Origin of the sequence: Streptomyces sp. 3N207 (assembly GCF_052246355.1) — a bacterium.
Lineage (GTDB): Bacteria > Actinomycetota > Actinomycetes > Streptomycetales > Streptomycetaceae > Streptomyces.
In genome coordinates this window covers 13,550-31,302 of sequence record NZ_JBQQBV010000014.1, presented here as the reverse complement: position 1 = coordinate 31,302, position 17,753 = coordinate 13,550, and the positions used below count along the sequence as shown (strand labels likewise).

The 17,753-nt window shown below is 71.3% G+C and carries 13 protein-coding genes; 6 read left to right on the top strand and 7 right to left on the bottom strand.

Translation table 11 applies throughout. The features are described 5' to 3' along the window. Window positions 1–15 precede the first annotated feature (15 nt). From ACTWP9_RS21925 to ACTWP9_RS21910, 4 genes are all read right to left on the bottom strand, one after another. Window positions 16–1,830 (bottom strand): LCP family protein, encoded by a 1,815-nt coding sequence (locus ACTWP9_RS21925; protein ID WP_443247929.1) that lies wholly within the window; start codon window positions 1,828–1,830, stop codon window positions 16–18. Between the two features lie 147 nt (window positions 1,831–1,977). Continuing rightward, a complete protein-coding gene (locus ACTWP9_RS21920) occupies window positions 1,978–3,129 on the bottom strand; it encodes an LCP family glycopolymer transferase (RefSeq protein WP_443247928.1) in 1,152 nt (383 codons plus the stop codon). A 162-nt stretch (window positions 3,130–3,291) separates the two neighbouring features. Then, the gene (locus ACTWP9_RS21915; protein ID WP_443247927.1) at window positions 3,292–4,047 is read right to left on the bottom strand and encodes a TIGR03089 family protein; all 756 of its coding nucleotides are present in this window, start codon (window positions 4,045–4,047) and stop codon (window positions 3,292–3,294) included. A 95-nt stretch (window positions 4,048–4,142) separates the two neighbouring features. Then, the gene (locus tag ACTWP9_RS21910) at window positions 4,143–4,337 is read right to left on the bottom strand and encodes a hypothetical protein (RefSeq protein WP_443247926.1); all 195 of its coding nucleotides are present in this window, start codon (window positions 4,335–4,337) and stop codon (window positions 4,143–4,145) included. Between the two features lie 94 nt (window positions 4,338–4,431). Between ACTWP9_RS21910 and ACTWP9_RS21905 the strand changes: the two genes are divergently transcribed. From ACTWP9_RS21905 to ACTWP9_RS21895, 3 genes are all read left to right on the top strand, one after another. Further along, the gene (locus ACTWP9_RS21905; protein ID WP_443247925.1) at window positions 4,432–5,697 is read left to right on the top strand and encodes an N-acetylmuramoyl-L-alanine amidase; all 1,266 of its coding nucleotides are present in this window, start codon (window positions 4,432–4,434) and stop codon (window positions 5,695–5,697) included. A 175-nt stretch (window positions 5,698–5,872) separates the two neighbouring features. Then, window positions 5,873–6,955 (top strand): sugar phosphate nucleotidyltransferase, encoded by a 1,083-nt coding sequence (locus ACTWP9_RS21900; RefSeq protein WP_443247924.1) that lies wholly within the window; start codon window positions 5,873–5,875, stop codon window positions 6,953–6,955. 55 nt (window positions 6,956–7,010) lie between these two features. Then, a complete protein-coding gene (locus tag ACTWP9_RS21895; RefSeq protein WP_443247923.1) occupies window positions 7,011–7,925 on the top strand; it encodes a DNA-3-methyladenine glycosylase family protein in 915 nt (304 codons plus the stop codon). A gap of 17 nt (window positions 7,926–7,942) precedes the next feature. Here the strand turns inward: ACTWP9_RS21895 and ACTWP9_RS21890 are convergent, their stop codons facing one another. The 3 genes from ACTWP9_RS21890 to ACTWP9_RS21880 form a co-directional block, all read right to left on the bottom strand. Further along, complete coding sequence (locus tag ACTWP9_RS21890) at window positions 7,943–9,268, bottom strand: coenzyme F420-0:L-glutamate ligase (RefSeq protein ID WP_443248086.1); 1,326 nt, start codon at window positions 9,266–9,268, stop codon at window positions 7,943–7,945. A gap of 107 nt (window positions 9,269–9,375) precedes the next feature. Then, a complete protein-coding gene (gene cofD, locus ACTWP9_RS21885; protein WP_443247922.1) occupies window positions 9,376–10,380 on the bottom strand; it encodes a 2-phospho-L-lactate transferase in 1,005 nt (334 codons plus the stop codon). Between the two features lie 117 nt (window positions 10,381–10,497). Then, entirely contained in the window at window positions 10,498–10,995 is a 498-nt protein-coding gene (locus ACTWP9_RS21880; protein WP_443247921.1) for a cysteine dioxygenase, read from the bottom strand. Between the two features lie 798 nt (window positions 10,996–11,793). Between ACTWP9_RS21880 and ACTWP9_RS21875 the strand changes: the two genes are divergently transcribed. The 3 genes from ACTWP9_RS21875 (at window position 11,794) to ACTWP9_RS21865 (ending at window position 17,723) form a co-directional block, all read left to right on the top strand. Further along, window positions 11,794–12,057 carry a WhiB family transcriptional regulator gene (locus ACTWP9_RS21875; protein ID WP_004952403.1) on the top strand — a complete coding sequence of 88 codons (264 nt, stop codon included), beginning with the start codon at window positions 11,794–11,796 and terminating at the stop codon, window positions 12,055–12,057. A gap of 279 nt (window positions 12,058–12,336) precedes the next feature. Then, entirely contained in the window at window positions 12,337–16,098 is a 3,762-nt protein-coding gene (locus tag ACTWP9_RS21870) for a glycosyltransferase family 2 protein (protein ID WP_443247920.1), read from the top strand. Beyond that, window positions 16,095–17,723: a DUF5719 family protein gene (locus tag ACTWP9_RS21865; protein WP_443247919.1), complete on the top strand. Its 1,629-nt coding sequence runs from the start codon at window positions 16,095–16,097 to the stop codon at window positions 17,721–17,723. The genes ACTWP9_RS21870 and ACTWP9_RS21865 overlap by 4 nt, the downstream gene beginning before the upstream one ends. The last annotated feature ends 30 nt before the right edge of the window (window positions 17,724–17,753 follow it).

Sequence of the window (17,753 nt, the reverse complement as noted above, 5' to 3'; positions counted from 1 at the left end):
CCGGAGGGGTCGGAGTCACTTAGCACACACCTTCTTGTCGTTGGCATTGACCTTCTCGACTCCGGAAGGTGCCTTGTCGGGTGCGCCGAGCGGCTTGCCCGGCGCCGTGAAGTCCCTGCCCAGCGTCAGCGCCATGCTCTTGCCCAGGCTGTCGGACTTCTTCAGCGCGGAGGCCGGCAGCTTCAGCATGACGGCCAGCCTGGCCGCCTCGCCCTCCTTCGAGGGGGCGAACTCCAGCCGGGTCTTCTCCAGCTCTTGCGGCGCGTTGCCGCCGGACGCCGCGCTGCCCGCGCCCTTGTTCAGCAGGTAGTCCGCTGTCGTGGCCGCCGCGCCGGAGGGGCCGCCACCGTTGAGGATGGACACGTTCACCTTGGACGCGGGGGCCTTCTTCGCCTTCGGCTTGGCCGCCGCCTGCTTCTTGGCCTTCCCCGTCATGGACTTGTCCTGCTGGACCATCTTGAACAGCGGCTGGGCCTTCTGCTTGTTGAGGACGACCGTGGCCGGGTCGTTCGGGTTGTCGACGACCGGAACCGTGGCAAACGTGATGTTCTTGACGTTCACCCGCTTCAGGTCGTTCGCCAGGGCCATCAGCTTCTTGACGCTGCCGATGCCGTCGTCCACCGTCAGCGCCTTGGTCGCCACGTCGCTGAGGTCGAGCAGCTTGGACGGGCTGGTGAGCGTGTCACCGGACTTCATCTTGCGGATCATCGAGCTGAGGAACTGCTGCTGGAGCTTGATCCGGTCCAGGTCGCTGCCGAAGCCCACCGCATGCCGGGTCCGTACGAACGCGAGGGCCTGCTCGCCCTTGACGGTGTGCTTGCCCGCCTTCAGGTTCAGATGCGACTTGGGGTCCTTTATCGGCTTGGCCGTGCAGACCTCGACGCCGCCGACCGCTGTGGACAGCTGCTTGACGGCGTTGAAGTCCGCCATCATGAAGTGGTCGATCTCCACCCCGGTCAGCTTCTCGACGGTGCGCCAGGTGCAGCCCGGGTCCCGCTCCTCCTGCCCCAGGCTCGTGTTGAAGCGCACCTGCTCCTCGGCGCGGATGGTCTTCTTGACGCGGCCGTTCTCCCGGAGCTCGCACTTGGGGATGTCGGTGATCATGTCGCGCGGGATGGACAGCGCGGTGGCGTTGGAACGGTCCTTGGAGACGTGGAAGAGGAACGTGGTGTCCGCGTGGCCGACGCTGCCCTTGTCCCCGTAGCCGGTGTTGCCCTTTCCCGAGCGGGCGTCGGTGCCGATGACCAGGATGTTGACCGGGCCGTTCTTGACCGCGGGGTTGTTCTCACCGACGTCGACCCTGTTGATGTTGCCGTTCAGCCGCTGGTACCAGACGTAGCCGCTGACGCACCCGGCCACCAGCGCGAAGCCGACGATGCCGCCGCCGATACGGAGCGCCTTCTGCTTGCCCGAGAGCCGCCGCTTGGCCTTCCTGCGCCCCCGGCCGGTGCCCTTGCCGTCGGAGCCGGCCCGATCGGCGGCGCGGCCCCGCCGCTGGGAGGGAAGCCGGGACTCGGCGCGCCGCGCCGAGCGGGACCCGGGGCGGTCGCCGGCACGCTCACCGGAGCGTTCCCCGGCGCGGGCACGCGCCCGGTCGCCGGCCCGCCCGCCCGGGCGCTCCCCGGCGCCGGGCTCGGCAGGTGTAGTCGCGCTCTCGCCGGGGGAAGTACTTCTCTGGCGCGGGGCGGAGGTGCGACGGGAGCCGTATCGACTCTGAGAGTCGTCGGCGACGGGGTTCAGTCGCAGCTCGTAGCTGCCGGTGTTCGGGTTGAACACCCACTGATCTGCGGGATCGACATCTCCCGCCTGCCCACGGCCTTGCGCGTCCACGATTGCGAAAGTCCTCCATAGAACCGGCTGCTGATGCCGCCCCGGGGCCGACCGGAGCGCTCACACTATCCGGCAGGTTCTGCGGCTAGCGACGCCGGTGACAAATTCAGTACGACCAGAAACGGTCAATTCGCCTCATTCCCAGCGTCATTCGTTCGCGCAGATGTCCAGGTCCCCCGTCGTCCCGCGGTACGACCCGTCCTGCTTCTGCTTTCCGTCCTCCTTCTCCGCACCCCCGTCCGTCACCCGCACCGGTCGGTCCTCGCGCAGTGTGGTGAAGAGCTCGTCGGCGTCGGGCTGCACCAGCTCGTCACGGTTGATGTCCAGTTCGTACGACTGTCTCGGCACCGTAAGAAAACGGATGTGGTCTTCCGGGATATCCCGGATGCTCCGCGCCAGTTCGTACAGTTCCGAGAGGGAATCAAGACCGGAATCCGCAGTCAATGACGAGGTTGCAGCATCAAGTACGGGATAGGCCCGCGTCGGGTTCAGTAGTACTCCCTTGCTGCGCACCTTCTTCACCAGAGATCCCAGGAATCGTTGCTGCCGGTCGATGCGCTGCGTGTCGCTGCCGTTGCCCAGGCCATGACGCGCCCGGACGTATCCGAGTGCGTCCTCACCGTCCAGCGTCTGCCGCCCGGCCGGCAGATCAAGCTTCGCCTCCCGGTCGTGCGCCGGCTCCGCCAGACAGACTTCCACCCCACCCACCGCGTCCACCAGTTTCTTGAAGCCGCGGAAGTCCACGACCAGGTGGTGATCGACGCGGATGTCCGTCATCTTTTCCACCGTACGGATGGCGCAGGCCGCGCCGCCCGTCTGGAACGCCCAGTTGAACTGTGCGAACTGTGCGCGGCTGAGCGAACCGTCCGGCCGCCGGCAGTCCGGGATGTGCACCATCAGATCGCGCGGTATCGACATTCCCGTCGCGCTGCGCCCGTCGGCCCCTATGTGCAGCAGGATCGCGGTGTCCGAGCGCTGGCTGCCCTCGTCACGGCCGTAGGCGCCGTTGCCGTCGCCGCGGTTGTCCGAGCCGAGGAGGAGAATGTTGCGCGCCTCACCCGCCGCCCGTACCGGCACGGGGCGCTCCTTCTCGTACGGCGCCAGCGCCTGTGCGGTGCCCGAGTCGGTACGGATGTTCGCGTCCAGCTTCCGGTAGAGGGACCAGCCGGTGGCGGCGACGGCGAGGACGAGCACCGAGGCGCCCAGCGCGGTCCAGCGGAGCCAGCGGCGCCCATGAGGGCGGGCGGAAGCCGTGCTGGACGCATCGGGATCGGCTTCGGTGGTGCCGGAATCGGTCACGGCTGTTCATCCCTCGGGTGGCGGCGACACCGGAGCACACGGAGTACAGGGCGTACACACGTACGGGTGCGCCGGTCACGAAGACAGACGCCCGAAGCGCTCGCAAGGTTGTACGGACCACCGGTCCGCAGGCCAGGGTGGGTGTCCGCTCGGCCGGGGACATCACCCGGCGGTGTGCGTCACCCGCTCGTTCTCCTTGCGCTGTTCGAGAGAAGCGGCGTCCAGTCGCTCCAGCCGCGGTGCGAGCACCACCGACCCGCCCGCCGCCAGCGGCGCCAGCAGCCCCGCACTGATGCCGTCCCAGCCGTCGTACGGCAGCGCCGACAGCAGCCGCGCGCCAGGCCCCAGCCCGCGCGCCGCGGCATCCTCCCGCGCCCGTTCCACCACCTGAGCGCCCGTCAGCTCACTGCCCCCGGGCAGCACCAGCGCGGGCATTTCCGGATCAACGGGAACGTACGGGGCGAACTGGTCGCCCTGTCCCGGTACCTCCACCGCGTAGTCCATGAACCCCTCCGGCGGCTGCGGAAACCGCCCGCCCATCGGCCGCAGGCTGAGGGCCACCCGCTCGCCGGAGCAGGTGCGGGCCGCCTCCAGCGTGTCCGGCCCGCTCACCGCGAGGTCGGCGCGGGCGGCGTCGCCACCCAGCTCGGCGACAACGCCCACCGAGGAGCAGGCCAGCAGCCAGACGGCGGTCTGCCAGTGCGCGGGCAGCAGCAGCGCGAGCCGGTCGCCCGGCTCGGCCGAGAGCTCGTCCTGAAGGAGGTTCGCGGTCTTCGACACCCAGTTGGCGAACGTCGCCACGGACAGCTCGACACGCTCACCCGTGGCGTCGTCGTAGTAGGTCACCAAGGGACGTGACGGGTCATCGGACAGCGCGATCCGCAGCAGGTCGGCGGGGGTGCGATCGGAGTCGTTCATTCGCGCAAGCGTACGCGGGCGCCCAGCTGGCGGTGCGTCAATAGACAGGAATGATCACATATGTCCATGATCACGGGTATGCGTGCAAATCTCGCTCAATCGATCGGTGTCGCGAGTGCGGCGGCCCTTCTGCTGCCGCTCACCCCCCTCGCCACGGCAGCCGCGCTGTCCCCCTCCACGGCCCCCCGGGCTTCCTCGGCTGCCTCGACTGCCTCGACTGCCTTGTCGTCCTCGTCTTCCTCCTTGTCGTCGAACTCTCCTTCCGCCCCGTCCGGGGTCCCCGGCCACACCCAGTCGCTCTCCTTCAGCGAGTCGGCCGAGGGGTCGGCCGGGGCCCGTGGGCCGGGTGACCCACGCTCAGCGGCACGCCTCCCGGCCCGTACGGTGCACCCGTACTCCCTGGTGGGCGCCGTCTGGGACCGCGCGGACGAACAGTTGCCGGGGCGCTTCCAGGTCCGCACGCGTAATGCGGACACCGGCCGCTGGTCGGGGTGGCAGCAACTGGACGTCCACCCCGGCGAGGCACGGGACACCGGAGAGGGCCGTCAGGCCCGGGGCACGACGGCCCCGCTGTGGGTCGGGCCCTCCGACGGCGTCGAGGCCCGCATCCTGCCCGAGGGATCCGCCCCTCACCAGCCGCTGCCGGAAGGGCTCCGCCTGGAACTGGTCGACCCGGGAGCGGGCGAGACCCCCGGCCCCGACAAGGCGCCCGGCACAGGCGGAGCACCCAATGACGGGGCACGGGACAACGCGGCGGCGGGTTCCGGCGCCGACGAAGCCGGAACCGGAAAGGAACCGGGGACCGACCCCGGAACCGAACCGGGAACCGATCCCGCGGCCGAGCCCAAGTCAGAGCCCGGAACCGAACCCGGAACCGAACCCGGGACCGAGCCCGGAACGGAACCCGGCACAGGCGCCGACACCGGCACCGGCACAGGCGCCGACACCGGCACCGGCGCCGCGAGCCCCCAGGTCGCGAGCGGCGCCGTACTGCCTGAGCTCTCCAAGGACGCGACCCAGGCCCAGTACCCAACCACCCAGTCGCTCGTCGGTCCCCGCCCGCGCATCGTCACCCGAAAGGGCTGGGGCGCCGACGAGAAGCTCCGCGAGGCCGGATACGCCTACACCAAGACCGTGAAGGCCGCCTTCGTGCACCACACCGCCATGACGAACGCCTACGCGTGCCGTCAGGTGCCCTCCATCATTCGCGCGATGTACCGCTACCACGTCAAGAGCAGCAAGTGGCGGGACATCGGCTACAACTTCCTGGTCGACAGGTGCGGAACCATCTACGAAGGCCGGGCCGGCGGTGTGGCCAAGCCGGTGATGGGAGCCCACACTTACGGGTTCAACACCAACAGCACAGGAATCGCCGTCCTCGGCTCCTTCGACAAGAAGAAGCCGCCCAAGCGCGCCGTCAAAGCCATCGCCCGGCTCAGCGCCTGGAAGCTGGGCCTCTTCGGCGTCAGCGCGGGCAAGAAGACCTGGCTCAAATCCGGCGGCGGCAACAAGTTCAGGAAGGGAAGCAAGATCAGGTTCCATACGGTCTCCGGGCACAAGGACGGGTATGTCACCGAGTGCCCCGGCGCCCGTCTCTACGGCAAGCTCGGCGCGATCCGCACCGCGGCGGCACGCCTGCAAGGCCGCTGAGTCACCGGCCCGGCCAACGGCTCAGCAGCCGGGCCGGTGAACCGCCGAGCCGCCGACGGCGTCTGCCGGGGACAGGCGTAAGGGGCCGCCCACGCGTCCGTACGTGTCTGCATACACTGTCCGGCGGCCACCCGAAGGGCGGTCGGCGGACCCCGGCAGGAAGCAGAGACAACAGGTGACAGAAGCGATCCTTCTGGTCGGGGGCAAGGGCACCCGGCTGCGTCCGCTCACGGTGAACACCCCCAAGCCGATGGTCCCCGCCGCAGGCGTGCCCTTCCTCAGCCACCAGCTGGCCCGGGCCCGCGCCGCAGGCGTCGACCACGTGGTGATGGCCACCTCCTACCTCGCCGAGGTCTTCGAGCCGTACTTCGGAGACGGGTCCCAGCTGGGACTGCACCTGGAGTACGTCACCGAGGAGGAGCCGCTCGGCACCGGCGGAGCCATCCGCAATGTCGCTTCCCGGCTCTACTCGCGTCCCGACGAACCGGTACTCGTCTTCAACGGCGACATCCTCTCCGGCCTCGACATCCGTGCCCTGGTCGGCCGGCACACCCAGGCCGGTGCCGATGTCTCGCTGCATCTGACGCGGGTGACCGACCCGCGCGCCTTCGGGCTCGTCCCGACGGACAGCACGGGCCGCGTGACGGCGTTCCTGGAGAAGCCGCAGACGCCGGAGGAGATCGTCACCGACCAGATCAACGCCGGTGCCTACGTCTTCACCCGTTCCGTCATCGACACCATCCCCGCGGGGCGGCCCGTCTCGGTGGAGCGGGAGACCTTCCCCGGGCTGCTGGCGGCCGGAGCGCAGCTGCACGGCATGGTCGACTCGACCTACTGGCTCGACCTGGGCACCCCCGAGTCGTTCGTACGCGGCTCCGCCGACCTCGTACTGGGCCGTGCCCCCTCGCCCGCCGTACCGGGCAGATGCGGTGAGCGGCTCATACTGGAGAGCGCAGCAGTGGCGGGGGACGCGAAGCTGACCGGTGGAACAGTCGCCGGGGCGAGAGCCGAGGTCGGAGCCGGGGCCCGGATCGACGGCAGCGCACTGTTGGACGGTGCGGTAGTGGCACCCGGAGCGCGGATCCGCGACTCGCTGATCGGCGCGGGCGCGCGCATCGGGGCCGACACCGTGCTGGACGGCGCGGTCATCGGGGACGGGGCCGTCATCGGCGAGGGCAACGAACTGCGCGGCGGCATCCGCGTGTGGTGCGACGCCCGGATACCGGCCGGCGCGGTGCGCTTCTCCTCGGACCAGTAGCCCTCCAGCAACCGGGCGGCGGGGCTGTCAGTGCCGGCCCGTAATCTTGCTGCCCGTGTCACTCACCCGCACCTGGACCCCGCCGGGTCCGTACGACCTGTACGGCAACCTGCGCGTGCTGCGCCGGGGCCCGTACGACCCGACGTACCGCACCGAGGGCGGCACGATCTGGCGCGGCACCCGCACCCCGGACGGTCCGGCGACGCTCCGGGTGGGCATCCAGCAGGGCGGCACGCACGGTGTCGTATGTGCTCAGGCATGGGGGCCGGGGGCAGCGTGGTTGCTGGACGGCCTGCCCGCACTGCTCGGCGCCGAGGACGACCCGGACGCCTTCGTCCCGCACCACGACATCGCCTACGAGGCGCACCGCCGCAACCCCGGGCTGCGGCTCATCCGTACGGGGCGGGTGCTGGAGGCGCTGATCCCCAGCGTCCTGGAACAGAAGATCACCACCGAGGAGGCGTACCGCGCCTGGCTGCTGCTCGTCCGCCGGTTCGGCGAGCGCGCCCCGGGACCGCACCCGAACCTCTGGGTGATGCCGCACCCCCGCGACTGGCTGCGCATCCCCTCCTGGGAGTGGCACCGCGCCGGTGTCGACCAGAAGCGCTCCGCCGCGATCCTGCGCGCCCTCCAGCGGGCCGGCCGGATGGAGGAGGCGGCACACATGGACCTCCCAGCCGCGCTGGCCCGGCTCCAGGCCATCCCCGGCATCGGCCCCTGGACGGCGGCCGAGGTCCTGCAGCGCTCGAACGGGGAGCCGGACGCCATCACGGTCGGAGATCTGCATTTGCCGCGCCTGATCGGCTACGCCCTCACCGGCGCCCGGGGCACCGACGACGACGGCATGCTGGAGCTGCTGGCCCCCTACGAGGGACAGCGGCACCGCGCCGGCCGTCTCATCCTGCTGGGCGGCCCGCGCATGCCGCGCCGTCAGCCCCGCTTCCCGGTGGGGAACATAGCCCCGCTGTAAGGCTGCGGGAGCGCGGGTCAGCGCTCGACGACGAAGTCCGCGGCGGACCGCGCCGGGCGCTCCCGGGGCGGGGCCGCCGGGTGGCCGATGGCGACGGCGCCCATCGGGTCCCAGTCCGCGGGCAGATCGAGCACCTCGCGCACCACGTCGCGGCAGAACATCGTGGAGGAGATCCAGGCAGAGCCCAGCCGCTCCCCGGCCAGGGCGACAAGGAAGTTCTGGATGCCCGCGCCGGTCGCCACCACGAACATCTCCCGCTCGGCGGCGTTGCGGCGGTCGTCCGGATAGGTGTGCGAGCCGTCCATCACCAGGCAGGGCACGGCCAGACAGGGCGCGTTGCGCAGTACGTCGCCGCGCTTGACCCGCTTGGCGATGCTCTGTTCGCTCTTGCCGTCGCCGCGCAGATCGGCGATCCAGGCGTCCCGCATGGCGTCCAGCAGCCGGGTCCGGGACTCGGCGCTCTCCAGCAGGACGAACCGCCACGGAGTGGTGTGGTGCGGCGCCGGAGCCGTCACGGCGGCGGCGACCGCGCGCCGTACGGCCTGTCCGTCCACCGGCTCCGCGGTGAACTCCCGTACGGTCCGGCGCAGTGTCACCGCTTCGCGTACGGCCTCCGAAGTGCCCAGCCGGAACATGTCGTTGGCGGCCTCGCGCACCAGCGCCCGTGCCGTCTCCGCGTGGCCGGTGCCGCTCCGCTCGTCCGCGGGCGCACATGGCAGCACATGGTGGGACAGCCCGCGCACCACCGCGACCGGCAGCCCGCTCGCCTTGCCCTTGACCAGTTCGCCCGCCGCCGCCAGTTCGTCGCCGACGGCGGTGACGGTCACCCCCAGCGGGTTGCCGTACATATCGACGCTGCCGCGCAGGTCCTCCAGGACCCGCACCCCGGCGGCGCCGATCGCCACATCGGTCTGCCCCTCGCGCCAGGGCCGCCCGAAGGTGTCGGTGACGACGACGCCTACGGTGATGCCGAGCGCCTCCCGCACCCCGTCCCGTATCTGCCGGGCCGTGGCGTCGGGGTCCTCGGGCAGCAGCAGCACGGTGCCTTTCGGCGTGTTGGAGGCGTCGACCCCGGCGGCGGCCATCACGAAGCCGTGCCGGGACTCCACGATCCGCGCCGGACCGCGCCGCGCGACGACACGTACGGTCTCGGCGTCGATGGCGGCCTCACGGTCGTCGGCCTGCACAATGCGGCCCTCGGCCTTGCTCACGATCTTCGAGGTGACGACGAGCACGTCGCCGTCCACCAGCCCCCGCCCGCCGGGAGCAGCGGCGGCATCCACCACGAGCCCGACCAGGTCGTCGCCGGGAAGCACTTCCGGAATGCCGGGCAGCGCCCACACCTCGTACGAGGTACTGGGAACGCTCTCGTCGGCGCCCGCCCTCTCCGTCGCCTCCGCGGCCTCAGCCGTGTCCGTCGTCCCGGCCGCCTCCGTGGTCACCGCCGCGGTCACGCCCGTACCTCCTCGGCCAGCTCCAGCGCCTGTCGCGCCATCTGAGACGTGGCCTGCTCGTCGCGCATCAGCAGCGGTACGGCACGGCAGCGGATGCCCGCGTCTTCGACGGCCTGGACGGTGCCTGCGTCCACCGTGTCGACGAGCCAGCCGTCCAGCAGCCCCGAGCCGTAGTGCGTGGCGACGGCCGCGGCGCTGGTCTCCACCCCGACGGCCGCCAGCACCTTGTCCGCCATCCCGCGCACCGGCGCGTCGCCCACGATCGGCGAGAGCCCGACGACGGGCACGCCCGCGTCGGCGATGGCCTCGCGGATGCCGGGTACAGCCAGGATCGTGCCGATGCTGACGACGGGGTTGGACGGCGGGAAGAGAATGGTGTCGGCCCCGGCGATGGCTTCCAGCACACCCGGAGCCGGCTTGGCGGCGTCGGCCCCGACCGGCACCACGGCGTGTGCGTCGACGGAGGCCCGCAGCCGCACCCAGTACTCCTGGAAGTGCACCGCCTTGCGACCGCCCTTGCCGCCTTGGCCGTCGGCGCCGCCCTCGCTGTTCTCCGCGTCCGGGTCGTCGATCAGCACGTGCGTCTCGACCCGGTCGTCCGTCATCGGCAGCAGCCGCACCCCGGGCTGCCAGCGCGCGCACAGCGCCTCGGTGACGGCGCTGAGGGGATACCCCGCGGAGATCATCTGGGTGCGGACGATGTGCGTGGCGAAGTCCCGGTCACCCAGCCCGAACCACTCGGGGCCCACGCCGTAGGCGGCCAGTTCCTCCTTCACCACGAAGGACTCGTCCGCCCGTCCCCAGCCCTGTTCCTCGTGGATGCCCCCGCCCAGGGTGTACATCACGGTGTCGAGGTCGGGACAGACCTTCAGGCCGAACAGATGGATGTCGTCACCGGTGTTGCCGACGACGGTGATCTCCGCGTCGGGCACCGCGGACCGGAGCCCGCGCAGAAAGCGGGCACCGCCGATGCCCCCGGCCAGAACCACAATGCGCTGCATGGGCACCAGTCTCGCAGCCCGGCGCCCGCCCCCGACATCAGGTCCGCCGCGTCACGGGCATCGGACCCGCTGTGTCACCGGCATCGGCCGCTCCGCATCCGGCATCACGTCATGGCCTCAGGCCAGGGCGCCCTGCGCGGCATCCTGCGCGGCGGGGCCGACGGAGCAGTGCTGCGGCATCTCGGTCAGCCCAGGTGCGTAGACGTGCACGCTCACGACCGGATCCAGCCCGTCGTTGACCACTTCGTGCACATATCCGGGAGCGAAGACCCGCACCGTTCCGGCGTCGAGCACACGTTTACCTCGTCCGTGTTCGGTCAACTCGCCCTCGAGCACGCCGAACACACCGAACGAGCGTCCGTGATCGTGTCGTCCACTGCCCTGCCCGGGCAACCAGCTGAGCAGCCACACCTCGTAGCCGGGGCCTGTGCGCAGCCGGTAGTACCAGCGCAGGGTCGGGTCGTAGCGCACCAGTGGCGCCCAGGCGGCGCGGTCGGCGGCGAGTTCACGGATCAGCCCGGCGAAGTCCGCGACGGTGGCGGGGTGCGCGGGGGCTGGGGGGAGAAGGTGCGGAATGGCGAGCGGGTCGCCCGCGATTTCGAGGTCGCTGTTCACGTGCGGGAGTGCCTTCGTACGAGAGCCGGCCGGAAGCCGGGAGGAATCGGATGCCGTCGCCGACGGGCGGCCGGACACGGCGGCGGGAAGTGCGCAAGGGCGCGGCGGGGAGTGCGGAAGAACGCGGCACGCTCAGCCGGAGCAGATACTCGACGGCGGCGGGACCGACGCTCGGCTCAGGCCGAGCCGGGCCTCAGCAACAGCGTGCGTGACAGCCGCGCGGACAGCGACAGCGGTGGGGCTCCAGGACGTGAGAAGCGGCGCGGGGAAGCACGGACGCACCCCCGGCAGACCGCGCGGCGAGGGCGCCACGGGCCGTACGGGTCTCAGAGGTCACTGCCATGCGCTCCAGAACAGCGCCCCCGTGCCCCAGGTGTCAACCTGTGGTCGCGTTTGTGGCGAATCTTTCATCCGTTCCGGCCCCTATGGGTGGCGAAAGGTTTGTGCCCACCGGCGCCGGAGAGATGGCGCACCAGTCACGCCCGTACGCCGTTGCACTTCCGTGATCAGAGTGTGATCAGGGCCATCCGGGGGGTGATGCGGAACGTGACCGCAGGTCACCACGTTCTGAAATCAGGAGTCGGGCAAAACCCCCCGGCTCCAACCGCGAGTGTCATAGTTCGTAGTGATTTGAACACTTACTGCGAAGGCTTGGTTCCGCCGGGTGAATAACGGGCTCAATAGCAGATCTCGGCTTGACTGCCCCGGATCGGCACACTTGTAATTTCACTCGTGTCGTTCAAGAGGGTTCGATAACGACAGCATCACGGGGTCGAAGAGACGGATCGAGGGGCGCACATGACCGAGCTGTTCCAACAACTGCTGGTCGAAGAGGCGGACGAGGAGCTGGGCTGGCAGGAGCGCGCCTTGTGCGCTCAGACCGATCCGGAGTCGTTCTTCCCCGAGAAGGGCGGATCTACCCGCGAGGCGAAAAAGGTCTGTCTCGCGTGTGAAGTCCGCTCCGAATGCCTCGAATACGCCCTCGCCAATGACGAGCGTTTCGGTATTTGGGGCGGCCTGTCCGAACGTGAGCGGCGCCGCCTGAAGAAAGCCGCTGTCTGACCCGGATCCGTACCGGACCGTCGACCAGTCGAAGCTCGGCAGCACCCCAGCAACCCGAGCCGTGCCCTCGCACCGCTCGCCCGGAGAATCAGGAGCCCGCCCCGGGCTGTTGCGACGGACAGCCGGACGCGTGAGGACAAGCCGTTAGTGTGGGGCCGTCCGCGACGCACCACCCTGGCAAGGGCGTGCGTTCACCGCTCCGATACGCGTCTTCCGGGGGCTTGCAGCCACCGCGGCACTGCCGCGAGGCCCCGGCACCCGGGGAGGGCCCCTACCTCGATGTCCGTGCACAGCCACATGGCGGCCCACTACGAGGCGGCCGCAGCAGGGTTGGCCCCCTTGGAGCCGCCCGAGTTCCCCCGGCACGTCGTCACTGCCGTCCTCGTCGCCCACGACGGCGCACGCTGGCTTCCCGACGCGCTGAGCGGGCTGCTGGAGCAGAGCCGCCCGGTGCAGAACATCATCGCCGCCGACACCGGCAGCGCGGACAACTCCGCCCAGTTGCTGACCGACGCGCTCGGCGCCGAACGCGTACTGCACATGGCGCGACGCACCGGCTTCGGCACCGCCGTCGAGGAGGCCGCCCGTACCGCGCGCTGGCTCACTCCCGAGGACCTTCCGTATCTCAAGCGGCCCAGCGGCTGGGACCCGGTCAACCGCACCTGGCGCGACGACGCCTACGACATGCCCGAACTGCCCTACGGCGAACCCGTGCAGTGGCTGTGGCTGCTGCATGACGACTGCGCGCCCGAGCCGGACACCCTGGCGCAGCTGCTGCGCATCGTGGACGCCGATCCGTCGGTCACCATCACCGGGCCCAAGCTGCGCAGCTGGTACGACGGCAGGCAGCTGCTGGAGGCGGGCGTCACCATCGCGAACAGCGGCCGGCGCTGGACGGGTATCGAGCGGCGCGAGCAGGACCAGGGCCAGCACGACCAGGTGCGCCCCGTGCTGGCCGTCTCCTCCGCCGGAATGCTCATCCGCCGCGACGTCTTCGACCAGCTCGGCGGATTCGACCGCCGACTGCCCCTGATGCGGGACGACGTCGATCTGTGCTGGCGCGCCCAGGCCGCCGGGCACCGGGTGCTGACGGCGCCGGACGCCGTGATGCGGCATGCCGAGGCGGCCTCGCGGGAGCGCCGCCCGGTCGACTGCGTCGGCCGCGCCAGCCGGGGCGGTGCCAGCCCGCACCGGGTCGACAAGGCGGGCGCCGTCTACAACCTGCTCGCCAACATGCCGGGCGCACTGCTGCCGTGGGTACTGCTGCGCCTCGTTGTCGGCACACTGCTGCGCACCCTCGCCTATCTGGTCGGCAAGGTGCCCCGGCAGGCACTGGACGAGATCGCCGGACTGTCCGGCACCCTGCTGCTCGGCGGGCGCATCCTGACCGCACGCCGCAGGCGGGGCAGACCGGCAGTGACGCACAAGGAACTGCGCCCGCTCTTCCCACCGCCCGGAGCCACGCTGCGGGCGACCGTGGAACAGGTCACCAGCAACTTCACCGGACGCACCGAACCGGAATCCTCCGCCGGGGGTCGACATGGCGCTGTGGAGTCGGGTCCCGGGGACGAGGACGCGGACTTCCTGGAGGTCGAACAGTTCGCGCGCCTCAAGCGGCTCGCGCAGAAGCCGGGCCCGGTCCTCTTCGCCGTACTGCTCATCGTCTCGCTGGTGGCCTGCCGTGCGCTGCTCGGCGGTGGCGCACTGGCGGGCGGTGCGCTGTTGCCGGTGCCTGACGGAGTGTCGGACCTGTGGGCGCGGTACGCGGAAGGCTGGCATCCCGTCGGCACGGGCGGCACCCAGTCGGCGCCGCCCTATCTGGCCGTCCTCGCCGCGTTCGCCACCCTGCTGTTCGGCAGTACGAGCCTTGTGCTGACGCTGCTGCTGGTGTGCTCCGTCCCGCTCGCCGGGGTCACCGCCTACTTCGCCTCCCGTCCACTGGTCGACTCGCGCCTGGTACGCGCCTGGGGGAGCGTCGCGTACGCGTTCCTGCCCGCCGCCACCGGTGCGCTCGCCCAGGGCCGGATCGGCACCGCCGTGCTCGCCGTACTGCTGCCCCTGCTGGCCCGTGCCGCTGTGGCGGCCGGCGGGCTGCGCGGCAGGGGCGGCTGGCGGGCCGCGTGGGCGTACGCGCTGCTGCTGACCCTCACGATGGCGTTCACCCCTGTCGTGTGGCCGCTCGCCGCTGTGCTTGCGGTCGCGGCGCTCGGGGTGCGCAGGGCGGACGGTGCCTCGTTCGGTGCGCTCGCCGCCCGGCTGGCCACCGTCCTGGTGACGCCGCTGGTGCTGCTGGCCCCCTGGTCGCTGTCGCTGTTCACCGATCCCGGGCAGTTCCTCGGCGAGGCGGGCCTGGAGTACGGCACGGGTGCGGCTTCCGCCGTCGATCTGCTGACCCTCTCGCCAGGTGGACCGGGCACCACTGACGGGGTCTTCCTCGTCGGTCTGGTGCTGGCCGGGCTCGCCGCACTGCTGCGCACCGAACGGCAGCTGGCCGTACGGGCCGCCTGGGTCGTGGCCCTGGCAGCGCTGCTTGCCGCGGCGCTGTCCAACAGTTCGGCCTGGGCCGGGCCTGCCACCCTCGTCTACGGGCTCGCGCTGTTGTGCGCCGCCGCGGTCGGTGCCGAGGGGGCGAAGGAACGGGTGGCCGCGCAGAGCTTCGGGTGGCGCCAGCCGGTGGCCGCCCTGATCGCCGCAGCCTGTGTGCTGGCTCCGCTGGGCGCCGCCTTCGGCTGGATGGTGCGCGGGGCCGACGGTCCTCTCTCGCGGCGCGACCCGGTGCAGGTGCCCGCCTTCGTCGCGGAGGAGAGCACCACCAGCGACCAGGCGCGCACCCTGGTGCTCGACCAGCCCGAGGGCACCTCAGGCATCACCTACACGCTGGCACGCGGCTCGGGCGCCCGGCTGGGCGACGCCGAGCTCGCAGCAGCCGACGGGGAGGGCACGCGCCTGGACCACGTGGTCTCCAACCTCGTCGCGGGCTCCGGCGCCGACCAGTCCAGCCAGCTGGGCGGTTACGCCGTGCGGTACGTCCTGCTGCGCGACGGCGCCTCGCGCGAGATGAGCCGCACCCTGGACGCCACGCCAGGGCTGACCCGGCTCAGTCAGGCGGACGGCAGCGCCCTGTGGCGCGTCGACCGGCAGGTCTCCCGTCTCTCCATCGTCCCCGGCCGGCAGGAGAACGGCTCGGCCGGCGCGGTGACCGCCCCGGTGGCTGTTCCGGCCGGGCCCGTCGAGTCGCACGCGACGCTGCCGTCCGGCCCCTCGGGGCGGGTCCTGCGGCTCGCGGACCGCGCCGACAGTGGCTGGCAGGCCACGCTCGACGGCAGCCCGCTCAAGAGCGTCACCGTCGACGGCTGGGCGCAGGGCTTCGAACTGCCCACCGGCGGCGGCAAGCTGGAGCTCAGCCACGAGACCCCGCTCACGCACACGGCCTGGGTCTGGACGCAGGGCTTCCTCCTGCTCGTCGTTCTCGTGCTCGCGCTGCCGGGCCGCCGTCGCGACGTGGACGACGACCTCCCGGACGCCCCGCCGGCGCCTGAGCTGTCCGCCGCCGGGGACGGCCGCAGGGCCCGCAGGCTCCGCGCCGCCGCCGAGGCCGCCGAGGCCCCGCCCGCGCCCCCGGCCCCGCCCGCGCCGCAGGGTCCGCCGCCCGTACCCGGGCAGCCGGAGTACGACCCCTACAGCCAGCAGCAGCCCTACGTGCCGCAGCAGGCGCCGTACGCGGACCAGGCGGACTATGGCCGGACAGCGCCGTACGAGCAGCCCTCCTACGGCCAGGTCCCGCAGCAGCAGCCGTACGAACAGCAGCCGTACGAACAGCAGCCGTACGAACAGCAGCAGCCCTACGAGCAGCCGCCCTACGACCAGCAGTCCGCATACGACGCCTACCAGCAGCCTGCCTCCTACGAGGACTGGCAGGCCCAGCAGTACCCGGCCCAGCAGCCCGCCGACCCCTACGGCTACCAGCAGGGTTACGAGGGGCCGGGCGCACCCGGCTACGACAGCAGGTACGGCAACGGCAACGGGAGCGAGCAGCAGTGAACCGCACAGTCCTCAGCTTCGGAGCCGTCGCCGTTGCGCTCGCCGCGGTGACCGGGGTCGCCGCGCTCACCGCACCGGACGAGGCGGCGCAGCGCGGTGAGAGCGCCAAGGCAGCCGCTCACAAGCCCGTGGAGCGCTCCACACTGGTCTGCCCGCAGCCGAGCGCGTCCGACGTCGCGGAGACATCCTACGAGGCGTTCACGCCCAAGGGCGGCCCCGGCAAGAAGGGCAGCGCGGCCCTGTACCCCGCCGAACTCGCCGAGACGGACACCCCGCAGAGCCCCGAAGAGGACAAAGACGCCGGCAAGGACGGGAAGAAGGGCAAGAAGGACGAGAAGGGTAAGAGGGGCGCCGGAAAACAGGGCGAGCAGACCGAGCAGCAGGGCGCCGGGACGGCCGACAAGGGAAGCGGAAAACCCTTCCTCCCCCTCAGCAGCCCCGGCACGCCTGTGACCGCCGACACGGACGACCCGAAAGCGCCCGCCCTCACGGGCACTGCTGACGGCCCCTTCGCACCCGGCTGGACGGTGCAGCAGACGACGAGCATCGGGGCAGGTGCGGGGCGCGGTCTGCAGGGCACGTCCTGCTCGGTGCCCGACACCTCGTTCTGGTTCCCCGGTGCCAGCACGGCCGAGGACCGGCAGGACTACGTGCACCTCGTCAACCCGGACAGCACCACCGCGGTCGTCGACCTGGAGCTGTACGACAAGAAGGGCAAGGAAAGGGCGAGCGAGGGCGCCGGCGAGGATGTGACCGTTCCGCCGCGCTCCACCGTCCCCGTACTGCTGTCCACTCTCACCGCAGAACCGGTGACCAATGTGACGCTGCACGTCACTGCGCGGACCGGCCGGGTGGGAGCACAAGTACAGGTCCTCGACCGTAAGTTGGGCGGTGACTGGCTGCCGCCCGCCACCGACCCGAGCCCCCGCCTGGTGCTGCCGGGCATCCCCAAGGACGCGGCCTCGGTCCGGCTGGCCGTCTTCGCGCCGGGGGACGAGGACGCCGACCTCAAGGTGAAGCTCGCGGGCCGTACCGGGCAGATCAGCCCCGCCGGGTACGAGACCCTGCATGTGAAGGCGGGCATGGTCACCACTGTCGACCTCAAGGACCTCACCAAGGGCGAGGCCGGTTCGCTGGTGCTCTCTCCCGCGGAGGGCGGCGAGGACGCTCCCGGCGTGGTCGCGGCAGCACGGGTCCTCCGCGGCAAGGGCAGCAAGCAGGAGACGGCGTTCATCCCCGCTACGGAGCCGGTGCAGAAGCAGGCCACTGCCGCCGGCACCACCCCGACCGGCGCCACCCTGGCGCTGACCGCGCCGGAGACCGGGGCGAGGGTGCGGGTGACCGCATCACCTGGCAACGGCGGCGGCAGCCCCAAGAGCACCACCGTCTCCGTCAAGGCGCACACCACCAAGGCGTTCACCCCGCCCCGCCCCACCGGCGCCAAGGGCACCTACGCCGTGACGGTGGAGCGCCTCTCCGGCGGCCCGGTGTATGCCTCCCGCACCCTGGAGCGCGAACAGTCCGGACTTCCGGCCTTCACTGTGCAGACGCTCCCGGACGACAGGAGCACGGTGGCGGTACCCGGCTCGACGCAGGACCTGTCGGTACTGAACGACGACAAGTGAGCCCTGCGGACAGCGAACCGCTCGGCCGCG